The 16,323-nt window shown below is 58.3% G+C and carries 22 protein-coding genes and 2 tRNA genes; 9 read left to right on the top strand and 15 right to left on the bottom strand.

The annotated features are described in order from the left end of the window. The first annotated feature begins 4 nt into the window (after positions 1-4). Positions 5-724, top strand: a complete 720-nt coding sequence (locus tag AC3IX4_RS09995; protein ID WP_489260381.1) for an endonuclease — start codon at positions 5-7, stop codon at positions 722-724. On the opposite strand, the gene AC3IX4_RS09990 is transcribed toward AC3IX4_RS09995, so the two are convergent. The 5 genes from AC3IX4_RS09990 to AC3IX4_RS09970 all read right to left on the bottom strand — a co-directional run bounded on the left by AC3IX4_RS09990 (position 703) and on the right by AC3IX4_RS09970 (position 2,316). Further along, positions 703-1,128, bottom strand: coding sequence for a GTP pyrophosphokinase (locus AC3IX4_RS09990; RefSeq protein WP_489260380.1), 426 nt, complete (start codon positions 1,126-1,128; stop codon positions 703-705). The genes AC3IX4_RS09995 and AC3IX4_RS09990 overlap by 22 nt on opposite strands. A 107-nt stretch (positions 1,129-1,235) precedes the next feature. Beyond that, the gene (locus tag AC3IX4_RS09985; RefSeq protein WP_489260379.1) at positions 1,236-1,802 is read right to left on the bottom strand and encodes an SPOR domain-containing protein; all 567 of its coding nucleotides are present in this window, start codon (positions 1,800-1,802) and stop codon (positions 1,236-1,238) included. A gap of 180 nt (positions 1,803-1,982) precedes the next feature. Then, a tRNA-Val gene (locus AC3IX4_RS09980) sits at positions 1,983-2,059 on the bottom strand. Positions 2,060-2,087: 28 nt separating this feature from the next. After that, entirely contained in the window at positions 2,088-2,249 is a 162-nt protein-coding gene (locus tag AC3IX4_RS09975) for a hypothetical protein (RefSeq protein ID WP_489260378.1), read from the bottom strand. Then, positions 2,240-2,316, bottom strand: a tRNA-Val gene (locus AC3IX4_RS09970). The genes AC3IX4_RS09975 and AC3IX4_RS09970 overlap by 10 nt, the downstream gene beginning before the upstream one ends. Before the next feature lie 182 nt (positions 2,317-2,498). Between AC3IX4_RS09970 and AC3IX4_RS09965 the strand changes: the two genes are divergently transcribed. After that, positions 2,499-3,782 (top strand): NAD(P)/FAD-dependent oxidoreductase, encoded by a 1,284-nt coding sequence (locus AC3IX4_RS09965; protein ID WP_489260377.1) that lies wholly within the window; start codon positions 2,499-2,501, stop codon positions 3,780-3,782. 5 nt (positions 3,783-3,787) lie between these two features. On the opposite strand, the gene AC3IX4_RS09960 is transcribed toward AC3IX4_RS09965, so the two are convergent. Next, positions 3,788-4,465, bottom strand: a complete 678-nt coding sequence (locus tag AC3IX4_RS09960; RefSeq protein WP_489260376.1) for a peptidase C39 family protein — start codon at positions 4,463-4,465, stop codon at positions 3,788-3,790. A 211-nt stretch (positions 4,466-4,676) separates the two neighbouring features. Between AC3IX4_RS09960 and AC3IX4_RS09955 the strand changes: the two genes are divergently transcribed. Continuing rightward, positions 4,677-4,850 (top strand): hypothetical protein, encoded by a 174-nt coding sequence (locus AC3IX4_RS09955; RefSeq protein WP_489260375.1) that lies wholly within the window; start codon positions 4,677-4,679, stop codon positions 4,848-4,850. Positions 4,851-4,925: 75 nt separating this feature from the next. On the opposite strand, the gene AC3IX4_RS09950 is transcribed toward AC3IX4_RS09955, so the two are convergent. Both AC3IX4_RS09950 and AC3IX4_RS09945 read right to left on the bottom strand, forming a co-directional pair. Beyond that, positions 4,926-5,678 carry a TerC family protein gene (locus AC3IX4_RS09950; protein WP_489260374.1) on the bottom strand — a complete coding sequence of 251 codons (753 nt, stop codon included), beginning with the start codon at positions 5,676-5,678 and terminating at the stop codon, positions 4,926-4,928. A gap of 19 nt (positions 5,679-5,697) precedes the next feature. Then, a complete protein-coding gene (locus AC3IX4_RS09945; RefSeq protein WP_489260373.1) occupies positions 5,698-5,937 on the bottom strand; it encodes a hypothetical protein in 240 nt (79 codons plus the stop codon). Positions 5,938-6,070: 133 nt separating this feature from the next. Here AC3IX4_RS09945 and nhaR point away from each other — a divergent pair, with 133 nt between their 5' ends. After that, positions 6,071-6,976 carry a transcriptional activator NhaR gene (nhaR, locus tag AC3IX4_RS09940; RefSeq protein ID WP_489260372.1) on the top strand — a complete coding sequence of 302 codons (906 nt, stop codon included), beginning with the start codon at positions 6,071-6,073 and terminating at the stop codon, positions 6,974-6,976. Between the two features lie 136 nt (positions 6,977-7,112). Further along, positions 7,113-8,342 carry a serine/threonine transporter SstT gene (gene sstT, locus AC3IX4_RS09935; RefSeq protein WP_489260371.1) on the top strand — a complete coding sequence of 410 codons (1,230 nt, stop codon included), beginning with the start codon at positions 7,113-7,115 and terminating at the stop codon, positions 8,340-8,342. A 43-nt stretch (positions 8,343-8,385) separates the two neighbouring features. Here the strand turns inward: sstT and AC3IX4_RS09930 are convergent, their stop codons facing one another. After that, complete coding sequence (locus AC3IX4_RS09930; protein WP_489260370.1) at positions 8,386-8,895, bottom strand: DUF1993 domain-containing protein; 510 nt, start codon at positions 8,893-8,895, stop codon at positions 8,386-8,388. A gap of 98 nt (positions 8,896-8,993) precedes the next feature. Between AC3IX4_RS09930 and AC3IX4_RS09925 the strand changes: the two genes are divergently transcribed. Then, a complete protein-coding gene (locus tag AC3IX4_RS09925; protein WP_489260369.1) occupies positions 8,994-9,641 on the top strand; it encodes a YceH family protein in 648 nt (215 codons plus the stop codon). Positions 9,642-9,751: 110 nt separating this feature from the next. Here the strand turns inward: AC3IX4_RS09925 and AC3IX4_RS09920 are convergent, their stop codons facing one another. Further along, positions 9,752-10,573: a shikimate 5-dehydrogenase gene (locus AC3IX4_RS09920; protein WP_489260368.1), complete on the bottom strand. Its 822-nt coding sequence runs from the start codon at positions 10,571-10,573 to the stop codon at positions 9,752-9,754. A gap of 259 nt (positions 10,574-10,832) precedes the next feature. On the opposite strand from AC3IX4_RS09920, the gene AC3IX4_RS09915 reads away from it, so the two are divergent. Further along, on the top strand, positions 10,833-11,015 hold the full coding sequence (locus AC3IX4_RS09915) for a hypothetical protein (RefSeq protein WP_489260367.1): 183 nt from the start codon (positions 10,833-10,835) through the stop codon (positions 11,013-11,015). Here the strand turns inward: AC3IX4_RS09915 and AC3IX4_RS09910 are convergent. Next, the gene (locus AC3IX4_RS09910; RefSeq protein WP_489260366.1) at positions 11,005-11,190 is read right to left on the bottom strand and encodes a hypothetical protein; all 186 of its coding nucleotides are present in this window, start codon (positions 11,188-11,190) and stop codon (positions 11,005-11,007) included. The two genes, AC3IX4_RS09915 and AC3IX4_RS09910, sit on opposite strands and share 11 nt — an antisense overlap. 25 nt (positions 11,191-11,215) lie before the next feature. Between AC3IX4_RS09910 and pbpG the strand changes: the two genes are divergently transcribed. Next, positions 11,216-12,148 carry a D-alanyl-D-alanine endopeptidase gene (gene pbpG / locus AC3IX4_RS09905; RefSeq protein WP_489260365.1) on the top strand — a complete coding sequence of 311 codons (933 nt, stop codon included), beginning with the start codon at positions 11,216-11,218 and terminating at the stop codon, positions 12,146-12,148. On the opposite strand, the gene AC3IX4_RS09900 is transcribed toward pbpG, so the two are convergent. Further along, positions 12,149-12,712, bottom strand: coding sequence for a sensor domain-containing diguanylate cyclase (locus AC3IX4_RS09900; RefSeq protein WP_489260364.1), 564 nt, complete (start codon positions 12,710-12,712; stop codon positions 12,149-12,151). 449 nt (positions 12,713-13,161) lie between these two features. Beyond that, positions 13,162-13,779 carry a bifunctional phosphoserine phosphatase/homoserine phosphotransferase ThrH gene (gene thrH, locus AC3IX4_RS09895; protein WP_489260363.1) on the bottom strand — a complete coding sequence of 206 codons (618 nt, stop codon included), beginning with the start codon at positions 13,777-13,779 and terminating at the stop codon, positions 13,162-13,164. Between the two features lie 143 nt (positions 13,780-13,922). Here thrH and AC3IX4_RS09890 point away from each other — a divergent pair, with 143 nt between their 5' ends. Then, a complete protein-coding gene (locus AC3IX4_RS09890) occupies positions 13,923-14,657 on the top strand; it encodes a phosphoadenylyl-sulfate reductase (protein ID WP_489260362.1) in 735 nt (244 codons plus the stop codon). 2 nt (positions 14,658-14,659) lie between these two features. Here the strand turns inward: AC3IX4_RS09890 and AC3IX4_RS09885 are convergent, their stop codons facing one another. After that, positions 14,660-15,448 carry a response regulator gene (locus AC3IX4_RS09885; protein ID WP_489260361.1) on the bottom strand — a complete coding sequence of 263 codons (789 nt, stop codon included), beginning with the start codon at positions 15,446-15,448 and terminating at the stop codon, positions 14,660-14,662. Positions 15,449-15,459: 11 nt separating this feature from the next. Then, positions 15,460-16,086, bottom strand: a complete 627-nt coding sequence (locus AC3IX4_RS09880) for a response regulator (RefSeq protein ID WP_489260360.1) — start codon at positions 16,084-16,086, stop codon at positions 15,460-15,462. Between the last annotated feature and the right edge of the window lie 237 nt (positions 16,087-16,323).

The following is a 16,323-nucleotide window of genomic DNA, read 5'->3' as shown; positions in this document are numbered from 1 at the left end:
GGCAATGAGTGTTCGTTTTATTGCAGGCGCCTGCCTGCTGCTATCCGTTGCCGCCCATGCCGATGCGCCCCGCACGTTCAGCGAAGCCAAGAAGGTCGCCTGGAGCTTATATGCGCCGCAATCCACTGAGTTTTATTGCGGCTGCAAATATAACGGCAATCGAATTGACCTCAAGGCGTGCGGGTATGTCCCCCGAAAAAATGCCAACCGCGCAGCACGCATTGAATGGGAGCATATCGTCCCGGCCTGGCACATCGGCCACCAACGCCAATGCTGGCAAAATGGCGGGCGCAAGAACTGCTCCCAGAACGATGCGGTTTACCAACGCGCCGAAGCCGACCTGCACAACCTGGTGCCCAGCATCGGCGAGGTCAACGGTGACCGCAGCAATTACAGCTTTGGCTGGCTGCCCGAGCAGCGAGGGCAGTACGGCTCGTGCCTGACCCAAGTGGACTTCAAGGCAAAAAAAGTCATGCCGCGACCCTCCATTCGAGGAATGATCGCGCGCACATACTTTTATATGAGCAAGACGTACAACCTGAAGCTATCCAAGCAGGACCGACAGCTTTATGAAGCCTGGAACAAGACCTATCCGGTCCAGGCCTGGGAGCGACAACGCAATCAGAGCGTCGCCTGCGTGATGGGGCACGGCAATGAATTCGTTGGCCCGGTCAATCTCAAGGCCTGCAGCCAAGGCAGGCCTTACGAAAGCGCCAGGAGGTAATCGGCTGCCTGGCGATAGCGCGCATGCCGCGCCAGGTCTTCAGGGCTTGGCTCGGCGATTCTCGACAGATCACTGTTGTCGGCAAGGTCTGCAAGCTTTACCACCCGCGCCAGCGGATCATCGGCCAAGCGCTCGACAAAAGCTTCATAGCTTTCGCCAGGGCGCTTGCTCATTGCCTGCACCGCAGCCAGGACTTTCAAGGGAAAGCCCTCCCGCGCAAGGTCAGCCAAGGTCAACGGCGTATCTTCCAGCACATCGTGCAACACCGCGACGATTCGCTCCTCAATGGTGTCTACCCGCATCATTACCCGTAGCGGGTGAAGAATATAAGCAGCGCCTGCCTTGTCCCGCTGGCCCTCATGAGCCCTGACTGCAACCACAATCGCGCGCTCTAGCGTAGACATGCTCAATCCCCCCTGGCAACGCCCCCGGCACTTCAATCGAAGTTACAGGAGCGACATTACCAGCATAGCCTCGTCACGCAACATCGCAGTGCCCGGTGATGGCCCGATCATGGCGCTCGACGATGCTTGACCACGAACGACTCGATGCCCTGCTCGGCCATCAGGCGGGCCTTTTTCTCATCGGCCTCCTCTTTGGTGGCGAAAGGCCCTAGCAACACTACCGTGGTGCCATCACGCCGATCGACATTGGGCACGAAACCCTTTTCGATCAGGCGCGCGGTCATGTCGCTCAACGCCCCCATATTGCTGCCGGCAGCAATCTGAACGTCAAAACCATCCACCGAGGTGGCATCGACGTGCAGTTCTTCATCGACAGCGGCAGCCCCACAGAGCTCGCTCACCTGAGGGTCATTGCCGTTACGCTCGATGATTGCCAGAAAGCCATTGTCTTTCTTCATCACCACATAGCGTTGATAGGGCGTGTAGGCGCCTGCCGCATCCTTGCCACGAATCTTGCCACAGACAGTACCGTCATCGGTCACCCGCACATTGGTGAATTTGGCTGTCAGCGGGTTTTCCAGCTGTTCGGCGACAACCTTGTGAGCAAGTTCCACATCGCTCTTACCGCAGCCAGCCAATGCCAGCGCCGCCACTACCCATGCCAATTTGCGCACGCGTTTACCTCCAGATGATAAGGGGCGGATTTTATCACCCTGTGACCGCCGCTGCCGCTCGCCCCTCGATTACTGACGTCATGAACTGTTACAGGATGCTTGAGCATTTAACAGGCGCAAACAAAAAGGGCGACCCTTCCGGATCGCCCTTTTTGTGACCGCTCTATGAGCGGATTTGTTTGGTAGGCACAATTGGACTCGAACCAACGACCCCCACCATGTCAAGGTGGTGCTCTAACCAACTGAGCTATGTGCCTGCTACGGGGCGCATTCTACGAAATAAATTCAGCTATGAAAAGAGCTAGAACGTAAAAAAATCAAATATTTATCGCGCTCGCAGTAAAGAGCCACCCCACCCACTTTTTCCAGCACAAACGAAAAAGGCGACCCTTTCGGATCGCCTTTTTCAGTACCGCCCAACAGGAGCGGATTTTGTTTGGTAGGCACAATTGGACTCGAACCAACGACCCCCACCATGTCAAGGTGGTGCTCTAACCAACTGAGCTATGTGCCTGCTGTGTGGCGGCATTCTACGGAATCCAGCGAGGGTGTCAACCTCTTTTTTTCACCTAAGCCTATGAATAGTCGAATTTTTTTCGAAGTACCAAGCCTGCCCTCTTAACGCTCGCTGGTGGCTCGATTTGATCTCAGGTAGGATCAACGCAATCCGTAAAGAATATTTAACAGAGGTGCCGGATGGCGAACACACCCTACCCCCAGTCGTATTACGCCGCATCCGCCAACCCGACCCCAGAACGGCCGGCACTGCAAGATGAAGTGCAGACCGATGTGTGCGTGATTGGCGCCGGCTACACGGGGCTGTCCAGCGCACTGTTCCTGCTGGAACATGGCTTCAAGGTCACCGTGCTCGAAGCCGCCAGGGTTGGCTTTGGTGCGTCCGGACGCAATGGTGGCCAGATCGTCAACAGTTACAGCCGGGACATTGATGTCATCGAGCGCAGCGTGGGCCCACGCCAGGCCCAACTGCTGGGGGAGATGGCCTTTGAAGGAGGGCGAATCATCCGCGAGCGCGTTGCCACCTACGGCATTCAATGCGACTTGAAGGAGGGTGGTGTATTCGCCGCGATCACCAGCAAACAGATGGGCCACCTGGAGGCACAAAAACGCCTTTGGGAGCGCTATGGCAATACCCAGCTTGAACTGATGGATAAACACCGCATACGTGAAGTGGTGGCGTGCGATCAGTACCTGGGAGGCATGTTGGACATGAGCGGCGGCCATATTCATCCGCTCAACCTGGCATTGGGGGAAGCGGCGGCCGTGGAATCGCTGGGCGGTAAAATTTACGAACAGTCCCCTGCAATCCGTATCGAGCGTGGTGCGAGCCCGGCCATCCACACGCCTACTGGCAAGGTGCGGGCAAAGTTCGTGATTGTCGCCGGTAATGCCTACCTCGGTAATCTGGTGCCGGAGCTGGCCGCCAAATCCATGCCCTGCGGCACCCAGGTCATCACCACCGAACCTCTGGGCGAAGAACTGGCGCGCACCCTGCTGCCTCAAGACTACTGTGTCGAAGACTGCAACTACTTGCTGGACTACTACCGCCTTAGTGCTGACAAGCGCCTGATCTTCGGCGGTGGCGTGGTCTACGGCGCCCGAGACCCGGCGAATATCGAAGCGATCATCCGGCCGAAAATGCTCAAGGCTTTCCCGCAACTCAAGGATGTGAAGATCGATTACGCCTGGACGGGCAATTTCCTGCTGACATTGTCGCGCCTGCCTCAGGTCGGCAGGATTGGCGACAACCTTTATTACTCTCAAGGCTGCAGCGGTCACGGTGTGACCTACACCCACTTGGCCGGCAAGGTCCTGGCCGAGGCACTGCGCGGCCAGGCCGAACGCTACGACGCCTTCGCCCAGCTACCGCACTACCCGTTCCCGGGCGGCCAGTTGCTGCGTACTCCATTGACGGCCTTGGGCGCCTGGTACTACAGCCTGCGGGACCGCTTGGGCTTTTAAGCGACTTATTGAGCGCCAATGGCCTGGGTGGCACGGGCCGCCGCATGCTCCTGACCTGCCTGGGCCAAGTCATTGGCCGCCTTCAACCAACGTTTGCGATCCACCCGGGCCGGCAACTGGTCGGGGCGCTGCACCAGCACCGCCCAACTCCCCTCGCTTTTCCAGGCAGAAGCGAAGCTGTCAAAAGCCATCGGCATGCGGCGATTCATCCCGGCACGTAACAGCACCCGCTGCTTGAAACGGTCATAGCCCACCAATAACGCATAACGGGGCTCCCCGAACAGGACGCCGTCGCTGTAGCGCACCAGCACCGGGTTTCCAGCCGCTACCTGCTCCAGCAAGGCGGCAAGGGTAGGTTCCAGCGGATACACCACCATGCCGTAATCACGCGCTACAGCCTCAATGCCCCCCTGCAGTTTGTCCACCCCATTGGGCAACCCCAAGGGCTTTTCAAGCAACCCCGGCGTGATGCCAATGCCCTGCTGGGAGAGAATACTGGCCAGCGCCATCGGCGCGCTTTGGTAGGCATAGCCACGGAAGAACGGCACGCCACTGAGCTCGACACGCTCAGGCAAACGGCGAACGTCCTGGGATACCTGCCCTGCGCAGCCGCCCAAGGACAGCACTAACAGGCCAGCAAGCAGCAGGCGTTTGGAGAAGGGCGAAAATAACGGCAACATCATTACTCACTGGTGTCTGGCGCCAGGGATACGCTCACCCGGCCTGGCCCCCGATAATAGGTCCGTGAGCCGCCAAGGTATAGCGTTTGCGCGCATTGACCTTAGAGCAAACCGACCCAACCACCCTACCTTTGGTCAATAGCTTGAAACCTAGTAACGGCTAGACTGTCTTTTGAAGCAGGTGTACGCACCTGCCAAGCCAAAGGAGGCAAGCATGAGCCCGACAATGACCATCGTCATGCTAATCGGTGCTTGGCTCGCAGTCGCTGCGGCCATGCTGTGGGGGGTCATGAGAATCGCCAGGCGCCATCACCCTCGCCAGTATCCACAAGCGCCTGCATGCAAGCCAACACTGCGCAAAAAGGCTCATCACGCCAACGCGCATTGATCTGCCCACTCTCACGAGCAGAAATGAAAACGGCCGAGCGGGTTACCCCGATCGGCCGTTGCCTATCCCTTGCAGCTAGACGGCTTCAGTTGCCATCCGCTTCTGCTTGGCACGGCGCGACATCATGTTCAGCCCTTCGATCACAGCGGAGAACGCCATCGCCGCATACACGTAGCCTTTAGGCACATGAGCACCGAAACCTTCGGCGATCAGCGTCATGCCGATCATGATCAAGAAGCCCAGCGCCAGCATGACCACGGTCGGGTTTTTGTCGATAAAACGCGCCAGCGGGTCCGCCGCGAACAACATCACCAGTACCGCGCAGACAACAGCGATGATCATGATCGGCAAGTGCTCGGTCATGCCCACGGCAGTAATGATGCTGTCAACCGAGAAGACAATGTCCAGTACCAGGATCTGGCCAATCGCAGCGGCCAGGCCCACGGCAACCCGCGACGAGATTTGCTGCTCTTGCTGCTCTACCGGGTCGACGCTGTGATGGATTTCCTTGGTGGCCTTCCACAACAGGAACAGTCCACCGGCGATCAGGATCATGTCTTTCCAGGAAAACACCTGGCCGAACACATCAATCACAGGTTCCGTCAACTGCACGATCCACGCCACGGTGCTCAGCAGGCCCAGTCGCATGACCAGCGCCAAACCGATACCCAGGCGGCGAGCCTTGGTCTGGTGTTCAACGGGCAGTTTGTTGGTCAGGATCGAGATAAAGATCAGGTTGTCGATACCCAGCACGATTTCCATCGCCACCAGCGTGGCCAGGGCCACCCAGGCGGTAGGGCTTGAAGCGAGTTCCAGAAGGTATTCCATGGTTCAGTCCTGAGCGGGCTTAAATTTCCTGGGCGGATTCGTCACGTTTGATGGCTGGCTTTTCAGCGGCCTCACCGTGAGTGGCATCGTGCAGCGCCTGTTGCGCGGCCTCGTTGGTTTTGTCGATGGCAAGCTTTGCTGACTCAGCCGCTTGGTTAAGCATTTGTTGAGCCGATTTTTCCGCCTGGTCGCATCCAGTCAAAGCCAACAGGCCAAGCACCAGAACCAACGGCGTACCGATGGATTTGAATTCGATCATGTCTTCCTCTCGTTCACCGCCAGCACTCAGAGGCTGGCTTGCTGATAGCGACGCATTCTAAAGACCGCAATACATCAGGAAAATTCGTATTTCCAGCAGCTATACTTCGGTTTTTACGAATATTGGGGGCGTCGTGCTCAATTACCGCCAGCTGCATTACTTCTGGGTCGTGGCCAAAACCGGCAGCATTGTGCGCGCCTGCGAGCAACTCAACCTGACACCCCAAACCATCAGCGGCCAGATTAGCCTGCTCGAACACACCTATGGCATTGATCTGTTCCAGCGAGTCGGGCGCCAGCTGGAGCTGACCGAGACGGGCCGCCAGGCACTGACCTACGCCGAACAAATGTTCCAGATCGGCGGCGAACTTGAAGCGATGCTACGCGCGCAACCCAATGAGCAACAGATCCTGTTCAGAGTTGGCGTGGCCGACGTGGTGCCCAAGTCCATTGTCTACCGCCTGATCGCCCCGACCATGGAGCTTAGCGAGCCGATTCGCATCAGTTGCCGGGAAGACAAGCTCGAGCGCTTGCTGGCAGACCTGGCCATCCAGCGCCTGGACGTGGTGATTTCCGACAGTCCCATGCCCAGCCACCTGGATATCAAGGGCCACAGCGAACGCCTGGGCGAATGCGGCATCAGCTTTTTTGCAACCGATGGCCTGGTCGAACAGTACGGCAACGATTTTCCGCGCTGCCTGCATCAGGCGCCGCTTTTGATCCCGGGCCAGGAAACCGTTGTGCGCAGCCGGCTGATGCGCTGGTTCGCCGAGCAACAGCTGCAACCGCGGATCGTTGGGGAGTTCGACGACAGCGCCCTGATGCAAGCCTTCGGACAATCGGGCAGTGGCATATTCATCGCTCCCAGCGTGATCGCCGAAGAAGTGCAGAAACAGTACGCCGTGCGCTTGATCGGCCAGACGGATGCCGTCACCGAGTCGTTCTATGCCATTTCAGTGGAGCGCAAGGTCAAGCACCCGGGCGTGGTGGCCATTACCGAAGGCGCTCGTCGGGAACTGTTTATCGGCGAGCCCTTATAAAGAAGCAGGCCGTCGAATCGACTGGAGGCTGTGCTAAAGTCGCGCCCTTTTGCTGGCCACCCGATGGAGCCAAGCACCTGAATGCCTCAATCAGGCCGCGGCCTGACACATTGAACAAGACCGAGATGCAAACGTTATGACTGCCGTTTCTCCCATGTTGAACCTGCTCAACCGCACCAGCCTGGTCACCCAGATCATGATCGGCCTGATCGCTGGTATTGCACTGGCCGTGTTGTTTCCCGCTGCGGCCCTGCAACTGGCCCTTGTCGGCAAATTGTTCGTTTCAGCCCTCAAGGCCGTTGCGCCGATACTGGTGTTCGTTCTGGTGATGGCTTCGATCGCCAACCACAAGCACGGCCAAGAGACCCACATCCGGCCGATTCTGACGCTTTACCTACTGGGCACCTTTGGTGCGGCGGTGGTTGCCGTCGTGGCGAGCATGGCGTTCCCTTCCTCGTTGGTGCTGTCTACCGCAGACGTGCCGATCGCAGCCCCCGGCGGCATCAGCGAAGTGCTGCAGAGCCTGCTGCTCAGCGCCGTGGACAACCCGGTCAACGCCTTGATGAATGCCAATTTCATTGGCGTGCTGGCCTGGGCCATCGGCCTGGGCATCGCCATCCGCCACGCCAGTGAAACCACACGCAATGTGCTGGGCGACTTGTCCAACGGCATCACCGTGATCGTTCGCGCGGTGATCCGCTTTGCACCGCTGGGGATTTTTGGCCTGGTCGCCTCGACGCTGGCCGAGTCTGGCCTGGATGCACTGCTCGGTTACCTGCACCTGCTGGCGGTGCTGATCGGTTGCATGGTGTTCGTGGCTCTGGTGATGAACCCGCTGATCGTGTTCTTCAAATTGCGTCGCAACCCCTACCCGCTGGTGTTCATGTGCTTGCGCGAAAGTGGCGTGACGGCATTTTTCACCCGCAGCTCCGCCGCCAACATTCCAGTGAACCTGGCCTTGAGCGAAAAACTGGGGCTGCATGAAGAGACTTATTCGGTCTCGATTCCGCTGGGCGCGACCATCAACATGGCCGGTGCGGCGATCACCATTACCGTGCTGACCCTGGCGGCCGTCAATACCCTTGGGATTGCTGTCGACCTGCCGACCGCCGTGCTGCTGAGCATGGTCGCGGCCATCTGCGCCTGCGGCGCTTCGGGTGTCGCCGGCGGCTCGCTGTTGCTGATTCCGCTGGCCTGCAGCCTGTTTGGCATTCCGAGTGAAATCGCCATGCAGGTGGTCGCAGTCGGTTTCATCATCGGCATTTTGCAGGATTCGGCCGAGACCGCGCTGAACTCCTCTACCGATGTGCTCTTTACCGCAGCCGCCTGCCTGCGCCACCAGGATTCTGCCAACCAGGCGGCCTGACCACGCAAGCCCGCCCGACGCTAAACGCCGGGCGGGCTTTGAATCAGAATGCGCCCATGAAGTCGCGCTTGCCGATTTCCACGCCGTTATGACGCAAAATTGCGTAGGTGGTGGTGACGTGGAAGAAGAATTGCGGCAGGCCGTAGGTCAGCAGGTAGTTCTGGCCGGTGAAGCGTTTTTCTTTTGGCGTACCTGGGCGGGTGATGATTTCGCGGCCTTCCTGGCCATCGATCTGGGCCGGTTCGATACTGGCAATGAACGCCTGAACCTTGCTCAGCAGCGCTTGCAGCTCGGCAAAGGTGCGCTCGGTGTCTTCATACACTGGCAACTCAATACCCGCCAGGCGTGCCGAGACACCCTTGGCGAAATCGACGGCGATCTGCACCTGGCGAATCAAAGGAAACATATCTGGGTACAGACGTGCCTGCAAAAAGACATCAGGGTCGATATTCTTCGCTGTGGCGTGAGCTTCGGCCTTGGCCAATACATCACTCAGGCTGCCCAGCATTTGCTTGAAGACGGGAACCGAGGCAGCGTACAGAGAAATACTCATGGAATGTCCTTGTGGGGGGTGGCAATAAAAGGGGCAGCTTGTCTTTTGTGAAGCAAAGACCCTAGGCTAGGCGCTTTCCTTTACAAAGAGACAGAGCCATGTCCGCCGAACACGATACTCCTTCTGATGCACGGCTCAACCCCACCGAAATTCGCGTTCTTGGTTCGCTGATCGAAAAGCAAGCTACCAACCCTGAAACCTATCCCCTGACGCTCAATGCACTGGTATTGGCCTGCAACCAGAAAACCAGCCGCGAACCTGTCACTAACCTGACACCCGGCCAGGTTGGCCAGAGCCTGCGCGCGCTGGAAGGCCAAGGCATGACGCGCCTGGTGATGGGCAGCCGCGCCGACCGCTGGGAACATCGCCTGGACAAGGCCCTGGAGTTGGTACCGGCACAGGTCATCCTGATGGGGCTGATGTTTTTACGCGGGCCGCAAACCGTCAACGAACTGCTGACCCGCAGCACTAGAATGCATGAATTTGAAGACACCGAGCAGGTGATACACCAGCTGGAACGTTTGATCGCCCGGGGCTTCGCCCTGCATCTGCCGCGCCAGGCCGGCCAGCGTGAAGACCGCTACACCCATGCCATGGGTGACCCTGCCGACATTGAAGCCATCCTCGCGGCGCGCCAACAAGGGCCGGAACGCGCTTCTGGCGCCTCCTCGGATCGCATCGAAGAACTGGAAGCGCGCATTGCAGCGCTGGAGGAGCGCCTGGCGCGTCTTGAAGACGCCTCTTGATATTACGACTTCACTGACACTTTGCCCGGTAGGAGCAGACCTTGGTCGCGATGGCATCACCGCGAATGCCGGATAGACCGCAGTGATGCTATCGCGAGTAAACTCTGCTCCTACCGGGCCACGGCGTACTCGACGGCCTTGTTGACTTGATCGGTTGAGGGGCGAACGCCGGTATACAGCACAAACTGCTCCAGTGCCTGCAGGGCGATCACCTCAAGGCCGGTGATCACCTGCTTGCCCAGCGCCTGCCCCTTGAGCACCAATGGCGTCTGCGCGGGCATCGCCACCACATCGAATATCGTCTGCGCCGCTTCGATCACTTCAACGTCAAACGACAGTTGATCAGCTTCAGCGCCACCACTCATGCCGATCGGGGTCACGTTCACCAGCATCTGCGGGCGCAAGCTACCGACCTGCGGTTGCCACTCATAGCCACAGGCCAAAGCCAGCGTGCGGCCGGCCTCGGCATTACGCGCCACGATCGTCCCCCGCTTGAAACCGGCATCTCGAAACGCCGAGGCCACAGCCTTTGCCATCCCGCCACTGCCACGCAAGGCGAACGTCATGCCTGGGTCCAGCCGATGCTGTTCGATCAGTTGGCGTATCGCCAGGTAATCGGTGTTATAGGCCTTGAGGTGTCCGTCTGTGTTGAGCAGCGTATTGATCGATTGGATGGCCGCCGCCGAAGGGTCCAGTTCGTCCACCAGTGCAATACAGGCCTCCTTGAATGGCATGGATACGCCGCAGCCACGAATACCCAATGCGCGAATACCACCCACTGCAGCGGGCAGATCAGTGGTGGTCATGGCCTTGTAGTAGTAATTGAGCCCCAGCTGTTCATACAGGTGGTTATGAAAGCGCACACCAAAGGTGCCCGGCCGCCCGGCCAATGACATGCACAGGACTGTGTCCTTGTTGGGAATAACGGGCATGGTTTTCTCCTTTGTGTTTTGCACGAGACTTGGACATCCGCTGGTCGGACCTTACACAACCTTTACCCATCGGATACGCAAAATCTTACAAAATCGCTGTCATAGCACCGGCTGTTGTTCTCTATCCTTTTGAATCGGGGCTTGCGCCGCAAATGCATCCGTTTGTCTCACTGCCGTCGATGTTGACTATCAAGAGCGATGATTTCTCCCGCCTCATGCCAGGCCGTATTCTGGCCAGCATGAACTGAAGGAGAGCCCCATGCCCACAGTAAAAATCATGTCGGTTATCGGCAGTGCCGTACCCGAGCGCCTGCGCGCCACGGGTGTGTTGGCATGCTGGTATCTGGTCCAGGATGGCGAGCCTATCAGCGGCCCGCTAACCTCACTGCCAGCAGCGCAGGCCTTGCATCAGAGCCTGGCCCCGACGGCTGTCAGCTATTGATATCGTCTTCATCGTGCGTTTGCTCCGCACACCCCTTGCCCCGCCCTGTTGCGGGGCTTTTTAATGAGCGCGCCAAAATATTTTCGTAGGCCTCGGCAATCGACAGCCGCTCAGCCATACTCATAAAATGTAACGGTTTTTTTTCAGAAGAAAAAGCTCGCAACACCAACGGCATACCTAACTTTTAGTGAGCGCTACACGTGAAAACTTCCCTTTCGATTCTGAGCCTGATCCTGCTATTGACAGGAACTGCCGCCGTCACGTCGAACGCTATTGCCCAACCTCCCCCCGCTGTCCAACGAGACCCTTCGCAACTTCACCTGGCCTCTGGCAGTGCGTTGCTGATCGACTTGCAAACCCATCAAGTGCTGTATGCCAACAACCCTGATCGCGTCTTGCCGATTGCCTCGGTCACCAAACTGATGACGGCCATGGTGGTGCTGGATGCCAAGCAATCCATGGCTGAAATTCTGACGGTCACCATCACCCAGAACCCGGACATGAAAGGTGTATTTTCGCGCGTTCGCCTGGGTAGCCAGTTAAACCGCCGCGAGATGCTGCTGATTACGCTGATGTCTTCGGAAAACCGCGCGGCCACTACCCTCGCCCATCACTATCCGGGCGGCTATGGGGCGTTCATTGCGGCCATGAACGCCAAGGCCCGAGCGCTGGGCATGAACCGCACGCGCTATGTCGAACCGACCGGCCTTTCCACCCAAAACGTCTCGACGGCCCGTGACTTGAGCAAATTGCTGCTGGCCTCACGCAGCTATCCGCTGCTGGGTGAGCTGAGCACCACCCGCGAGAAAACCGTGGCGTTCACCAAGCCCAACTACACCTTGGGCTTTCGTAACACCGACCACCTGGTCAACAAAAGCAACTGGGACATCAAGCTGACCAAGACCGGCTTCACCAACGAGGCCGGGCACTGCCTGGTGCTATTGACCAGCATGGCCGACCGCCCGGTGGCCATGGTGATTCTGGATGCCTTTGGCAAATACACCCACTTTGCCGATGCATCGCGCCTGCGCAAATGGATGGAAACCGGCAAGAGCGGCCCAGCGCCGGCGGTTGCCATGCGGTACAAGGCGGACAAGCATGGCAATCAGAACCTGATTCAGGTTGCCGATTAATTAGCCGCGACGCTTGTTGGCATACATCCGCGCATCCGCGTCAGCCAGCAAGCGCTTGACCGAATCGTGCCGGGCCGGGTCGTATTCGATCTGGCCGACACTGTAGCGAATTTCATATCCCCGCCCGGCCAGCTGCGCGTGAGTCTTGAGCGCAGTCTGCAGCCGCTGCAAAATCAGCTTGCTTTCACTTGCACTGGTCGCCATCAGCAGCAGCACGAATTCATCACCCCCCACGCGACCGATAATGTCCATGTCACGCAGCGCCTCGATTTCCTGTTCGGCCATGCTGGCCAAGTCCTTGAGCAGGGCTTTTTCATCGTCATCCAAAACCCGCGGGCGTGTATCGATCAGGCATAAGGTGCCGACTTTACTGCCATTACTGACCCGCAAAGGGCAGCCCGCATAAAAACGGATATGAGGCGCGCCGGTCACCAAAGGGTTGTCATGAAAGCGCAAGTCATTGGCCGCATCGCTGATCATCAGCACCTGATCGCCGAGGATCGCATAGGAGCACGGCTTGCCGGCGATTGGATAGGTATCTACACATCTTTTGGTGTACTGCATTTCGTAGCAGTGGACGAGTAGAACGAGGCCACGTCCGGCTGCGCAGCAGTCGTAAAACCTGGCACTTCAGTATTCAGATACACCGCGAGTACAGGCTTTGCGAGGACTACGTCCCCGGACCTGGCCTCGCTGAACTCGTCTACTGCTACGAATGTAGCCGCTGACGAGGTACGAGGCTGCGATCGGCAGCGAAGCGGCCGTAAAACCTGAGACCGTAATCCATCAGGCACACCGAAGGGCCTGAATTTACGACGGCTTCGCCGCCGATCGCAGCCTCGTACCTCGGCAGCGGCTACAAGAGCCGCGCTGCCCCAGAATTGTGTAGATACCTATGCGGCGATTGGGCCAACGCGGTGTGTCAGGTATGGCCCCTCGCGAGCAAGCTCGGCTCCTACAGAATGGCCGCCTGACCGGAGCATCAGGCATGGCCTTTCGCCGGTCGTTTTGATTTACAGGCTCAAGGTCCGGTTCGAGGCCTTGATGAATTCCTGCTTGAGTGCTGTGAAGTCATGCACCGCCGGGAATTGCGGGAACTCACGAATCACGTTTTCCGGAGCATGGAACAGGATGCCAGCATCGGCTTCGCCCAGCATGGTGGTGTCATTGTAGGAGTCGCCCGCCGCGATCACCCGGTAGTACAAGCTCTTGAAGGCCAGCACCGACTGGCGCTTGGGGTCTTTTTGACGCAACTGGTAACCGGTCACCCGACCGGTTTCATCGGTGATCAGGCGATGACACAGCAGCGTGGGGAAGCCCAGCTGACGCATCAGCGGCTGTGAAAACTCATAGAAGGTATCGGACAGGATCACCACCTGGAACCGCTCACGCAGCCAGTTGACGAACTCCACCGCGCCATCGAGCGGCTTGAGGGTGGCAATCACTTCCTGGATATCAGCAAGCTTGAGCCCATGCTCGTCGAGTATGCGCAGGCGCTGCTTCATCAATACGTCGTAGTCTGGAATATCGCGGGTCGTTGCCCTGAGCGATTCGATTCCGGTTTTCTCTGCAAAGGCGATCCAGATTTCAGGGACCAGTACGCCTTCCAGGTCGAGACACGCAATTTCCACAGCACACTCCTCGAGCAACACGAAAAAAGGAAGCCGCACTCTAGCAACGCCGCCCCATCAAAGCGACCCGGCACCCTGTCATTTTTTGATAAGATCTACCTCATACGAGCGCCAAGCGCCACTCAATGACCGGAAGCCGCCTGATGAGCCCATCCTTCGACGTCGCCGCCCTGGCTGCGACCTACGCCAACAAGTCCCCACAAGACATCCTCAAGCTTGCCTTCGAGCACTTTGGTGATGATCTGTGGATTTCCTTCAGCGGCGCGGAAGACGTGGTGCTGGTGGACATGGCCTGGAAACTGAACAAGAACGTCAAAGTGTTCAGCCTGGACACTGGTCGCCTGCACCCGGAAACCTATCGGTTTATTGAACAGGTGCGCGATCACTACAACATCGCCATCGAGGTCGTCTCGCCCGAGCACAGCAAGCTTGAAGCCCTGGTCAAGGAAAAGGGCCTGTTCAGCTTCTATAAGGACGGCCACGGCGAATGCTGCGGCATCCGCAAAATCGAGCCTCTGCGCCGTAAACTGTCCACCGTCAAGGCCTGGGCCACCGGCCAACGCCGGGACCAGAGCCCTGGCACCCGCAGCCAGGTGGCATCGCTGGAGATCGACGGCGCCTTCTCGACGCCCGAGCGCCCACTGTACAAGTTCAACCCCTTGGCACAGATGAGCAGCGAAGAAGTCTGGGGCTATATCCGCATGCTGGAGCTGCCGTACAACAGCCTGCATGAGCGTGGCTTCATCAGCATCGGCTGCGAGCCCTGCACCCGCCCGGTACTGCCCAACCAGCACGAGCGCGAAGGCCGTTGGTGGTGGGAAGAAGCCACCCAGAAAGAATGTGGCCTGCACGCCGGCAACTTGATCAGCAAGGCCTGAGGCTACTCGCGCTGACAGTAGCGCTCCAGCACCCGCTCAAGCGCCAGGATCGACTGGCGCAGCCTGCCTACCAACGGCCTGATGCGATGGACTGGAGCGCAGCTCGAACAGGCCTGTTCGAGTTGCGCACAGGCGCCCAATAGGCCATGCGCCCGAATAATCCGAGCGCCCCCCTTGAGTCGGTGCACAAGGTCGGCCAGGCCGCGCAGATCCTTGCCGTGATGCAATCGGTCCAGCTGCCTCAGATCCTGCCGGTTGCTACTCAGCAAATCCCCTAACAACGCCCTGACTGCCGCTGGGTCTCCCCCTGTCAGTTTCATCAAGCTGCTGATATCCACTTCGGGCAGCGCCGCCGACAGCTCGCTCGGCGCAAGCTCGGCAGGTGCGCTCCCCCTACCCCTTAAAACCTCCTCCAAGGCTTTTATGCTGAGCGGCTTGAACAGGCAGGCATCCATGCCGGCTGCCAGACAGCGATCGCGCTCAAACGCTTGTACATTGGCCGTCACCGCCAGGATCAAGCAACAATCCTTGCCAGTGCGTCGTTCATGCTCACGGATGGCCCGTGCCAGCTGATAGCCATCAAGCACCGGCATGTTGCAATCGGTGATGACCACATCGAAGGTGTCCTTGAGCCAGCACAGCAGCCCTTCCCGGCCCTGCTCACAAATACGAACCCGATGACCGAGATAAGTCAGCTGTTGCATCAGCAGCGTTCGATTGGCCGGATGGTCGTCCACGACCAGCACATTGAGCGGGCGATTCGATGACAGGACTTGCTCGAGATTGCACAAGAATCGGCCACCTAAACCAGCAGATGACGCCTGGCGATATCCGCCAGATCCACCACCGAGTTGACCCTGAACTTCTCGATCAGGCGAGTCTTGTAGGTACTGATTGTCTTATTGCTGAGCAGCATCTCTTCGCCGATGGCCTTGTTGCTGAGCCCCCGCGACAAATACTGCAGCACCAACAGTTCGCGGTCCGTCAGGGCGGCAATGCATTCGCCTTCGGAGGTTCGTAAAACAGCCCGGCTCACTGAACTGAGCGCCACTTCGGGAAAGTACATGTAGCCCGACATCACCGCGTGCACAGCCTTGCTCAGCTCGCACAGCTCATCGGATTTCGAGACATAGCCAACGGCCCCGGCCTTCAGGCATCGCATGGAAAAAAAGTCAGGCAGTTGGGAAGTCAGTATCAAGATTTTCACCGACAACCCCATCTGCTTGATCCGGCTGATCACCTCCAGGCCATCAATACCCGGAAGGCTGATATCAAGAATCATCAAGTCCGGCTCCAGCTCACGCGCCAGGCGTACGGCTTCCATGCCGTTATCCGTCTGGCCAACAACGTCGAACCGTTCGTTCTGGAGTAACAGGTTGACGCTGGCGCGGATAAAGGGGTGATCATCGACAATCAGTGCCTTAGGCATGGCTGACGGTCCTCGCTCTGCGCTCAAACTTTGAAAGTGCAATCCGTTTCACGTTCATCCGCTTATCTCCTGATGAGGCCAACAAGTAGAGGCAACTTGATATTGCCCTCCAAGGGCGCTGAGGATTATCCCGAGCTATTTGCCCTAGGCCTACGAGACGTTTCCGAAATATTCTGGGAAATTTCCGATGGCCTTTTGTCAAAAACCATGCCGAATCTGCATTTTTCTTGGCCGGTC

The sequence above is a fragment of the Pseudomonas sp. KH_021 genome (assembly GCF_057838865.1).
The sequence above is the reverse complement of the archived record's forward strand: the minus strand, read 5'-3'. Positions and strand labels throughout refer to the sequence as shown.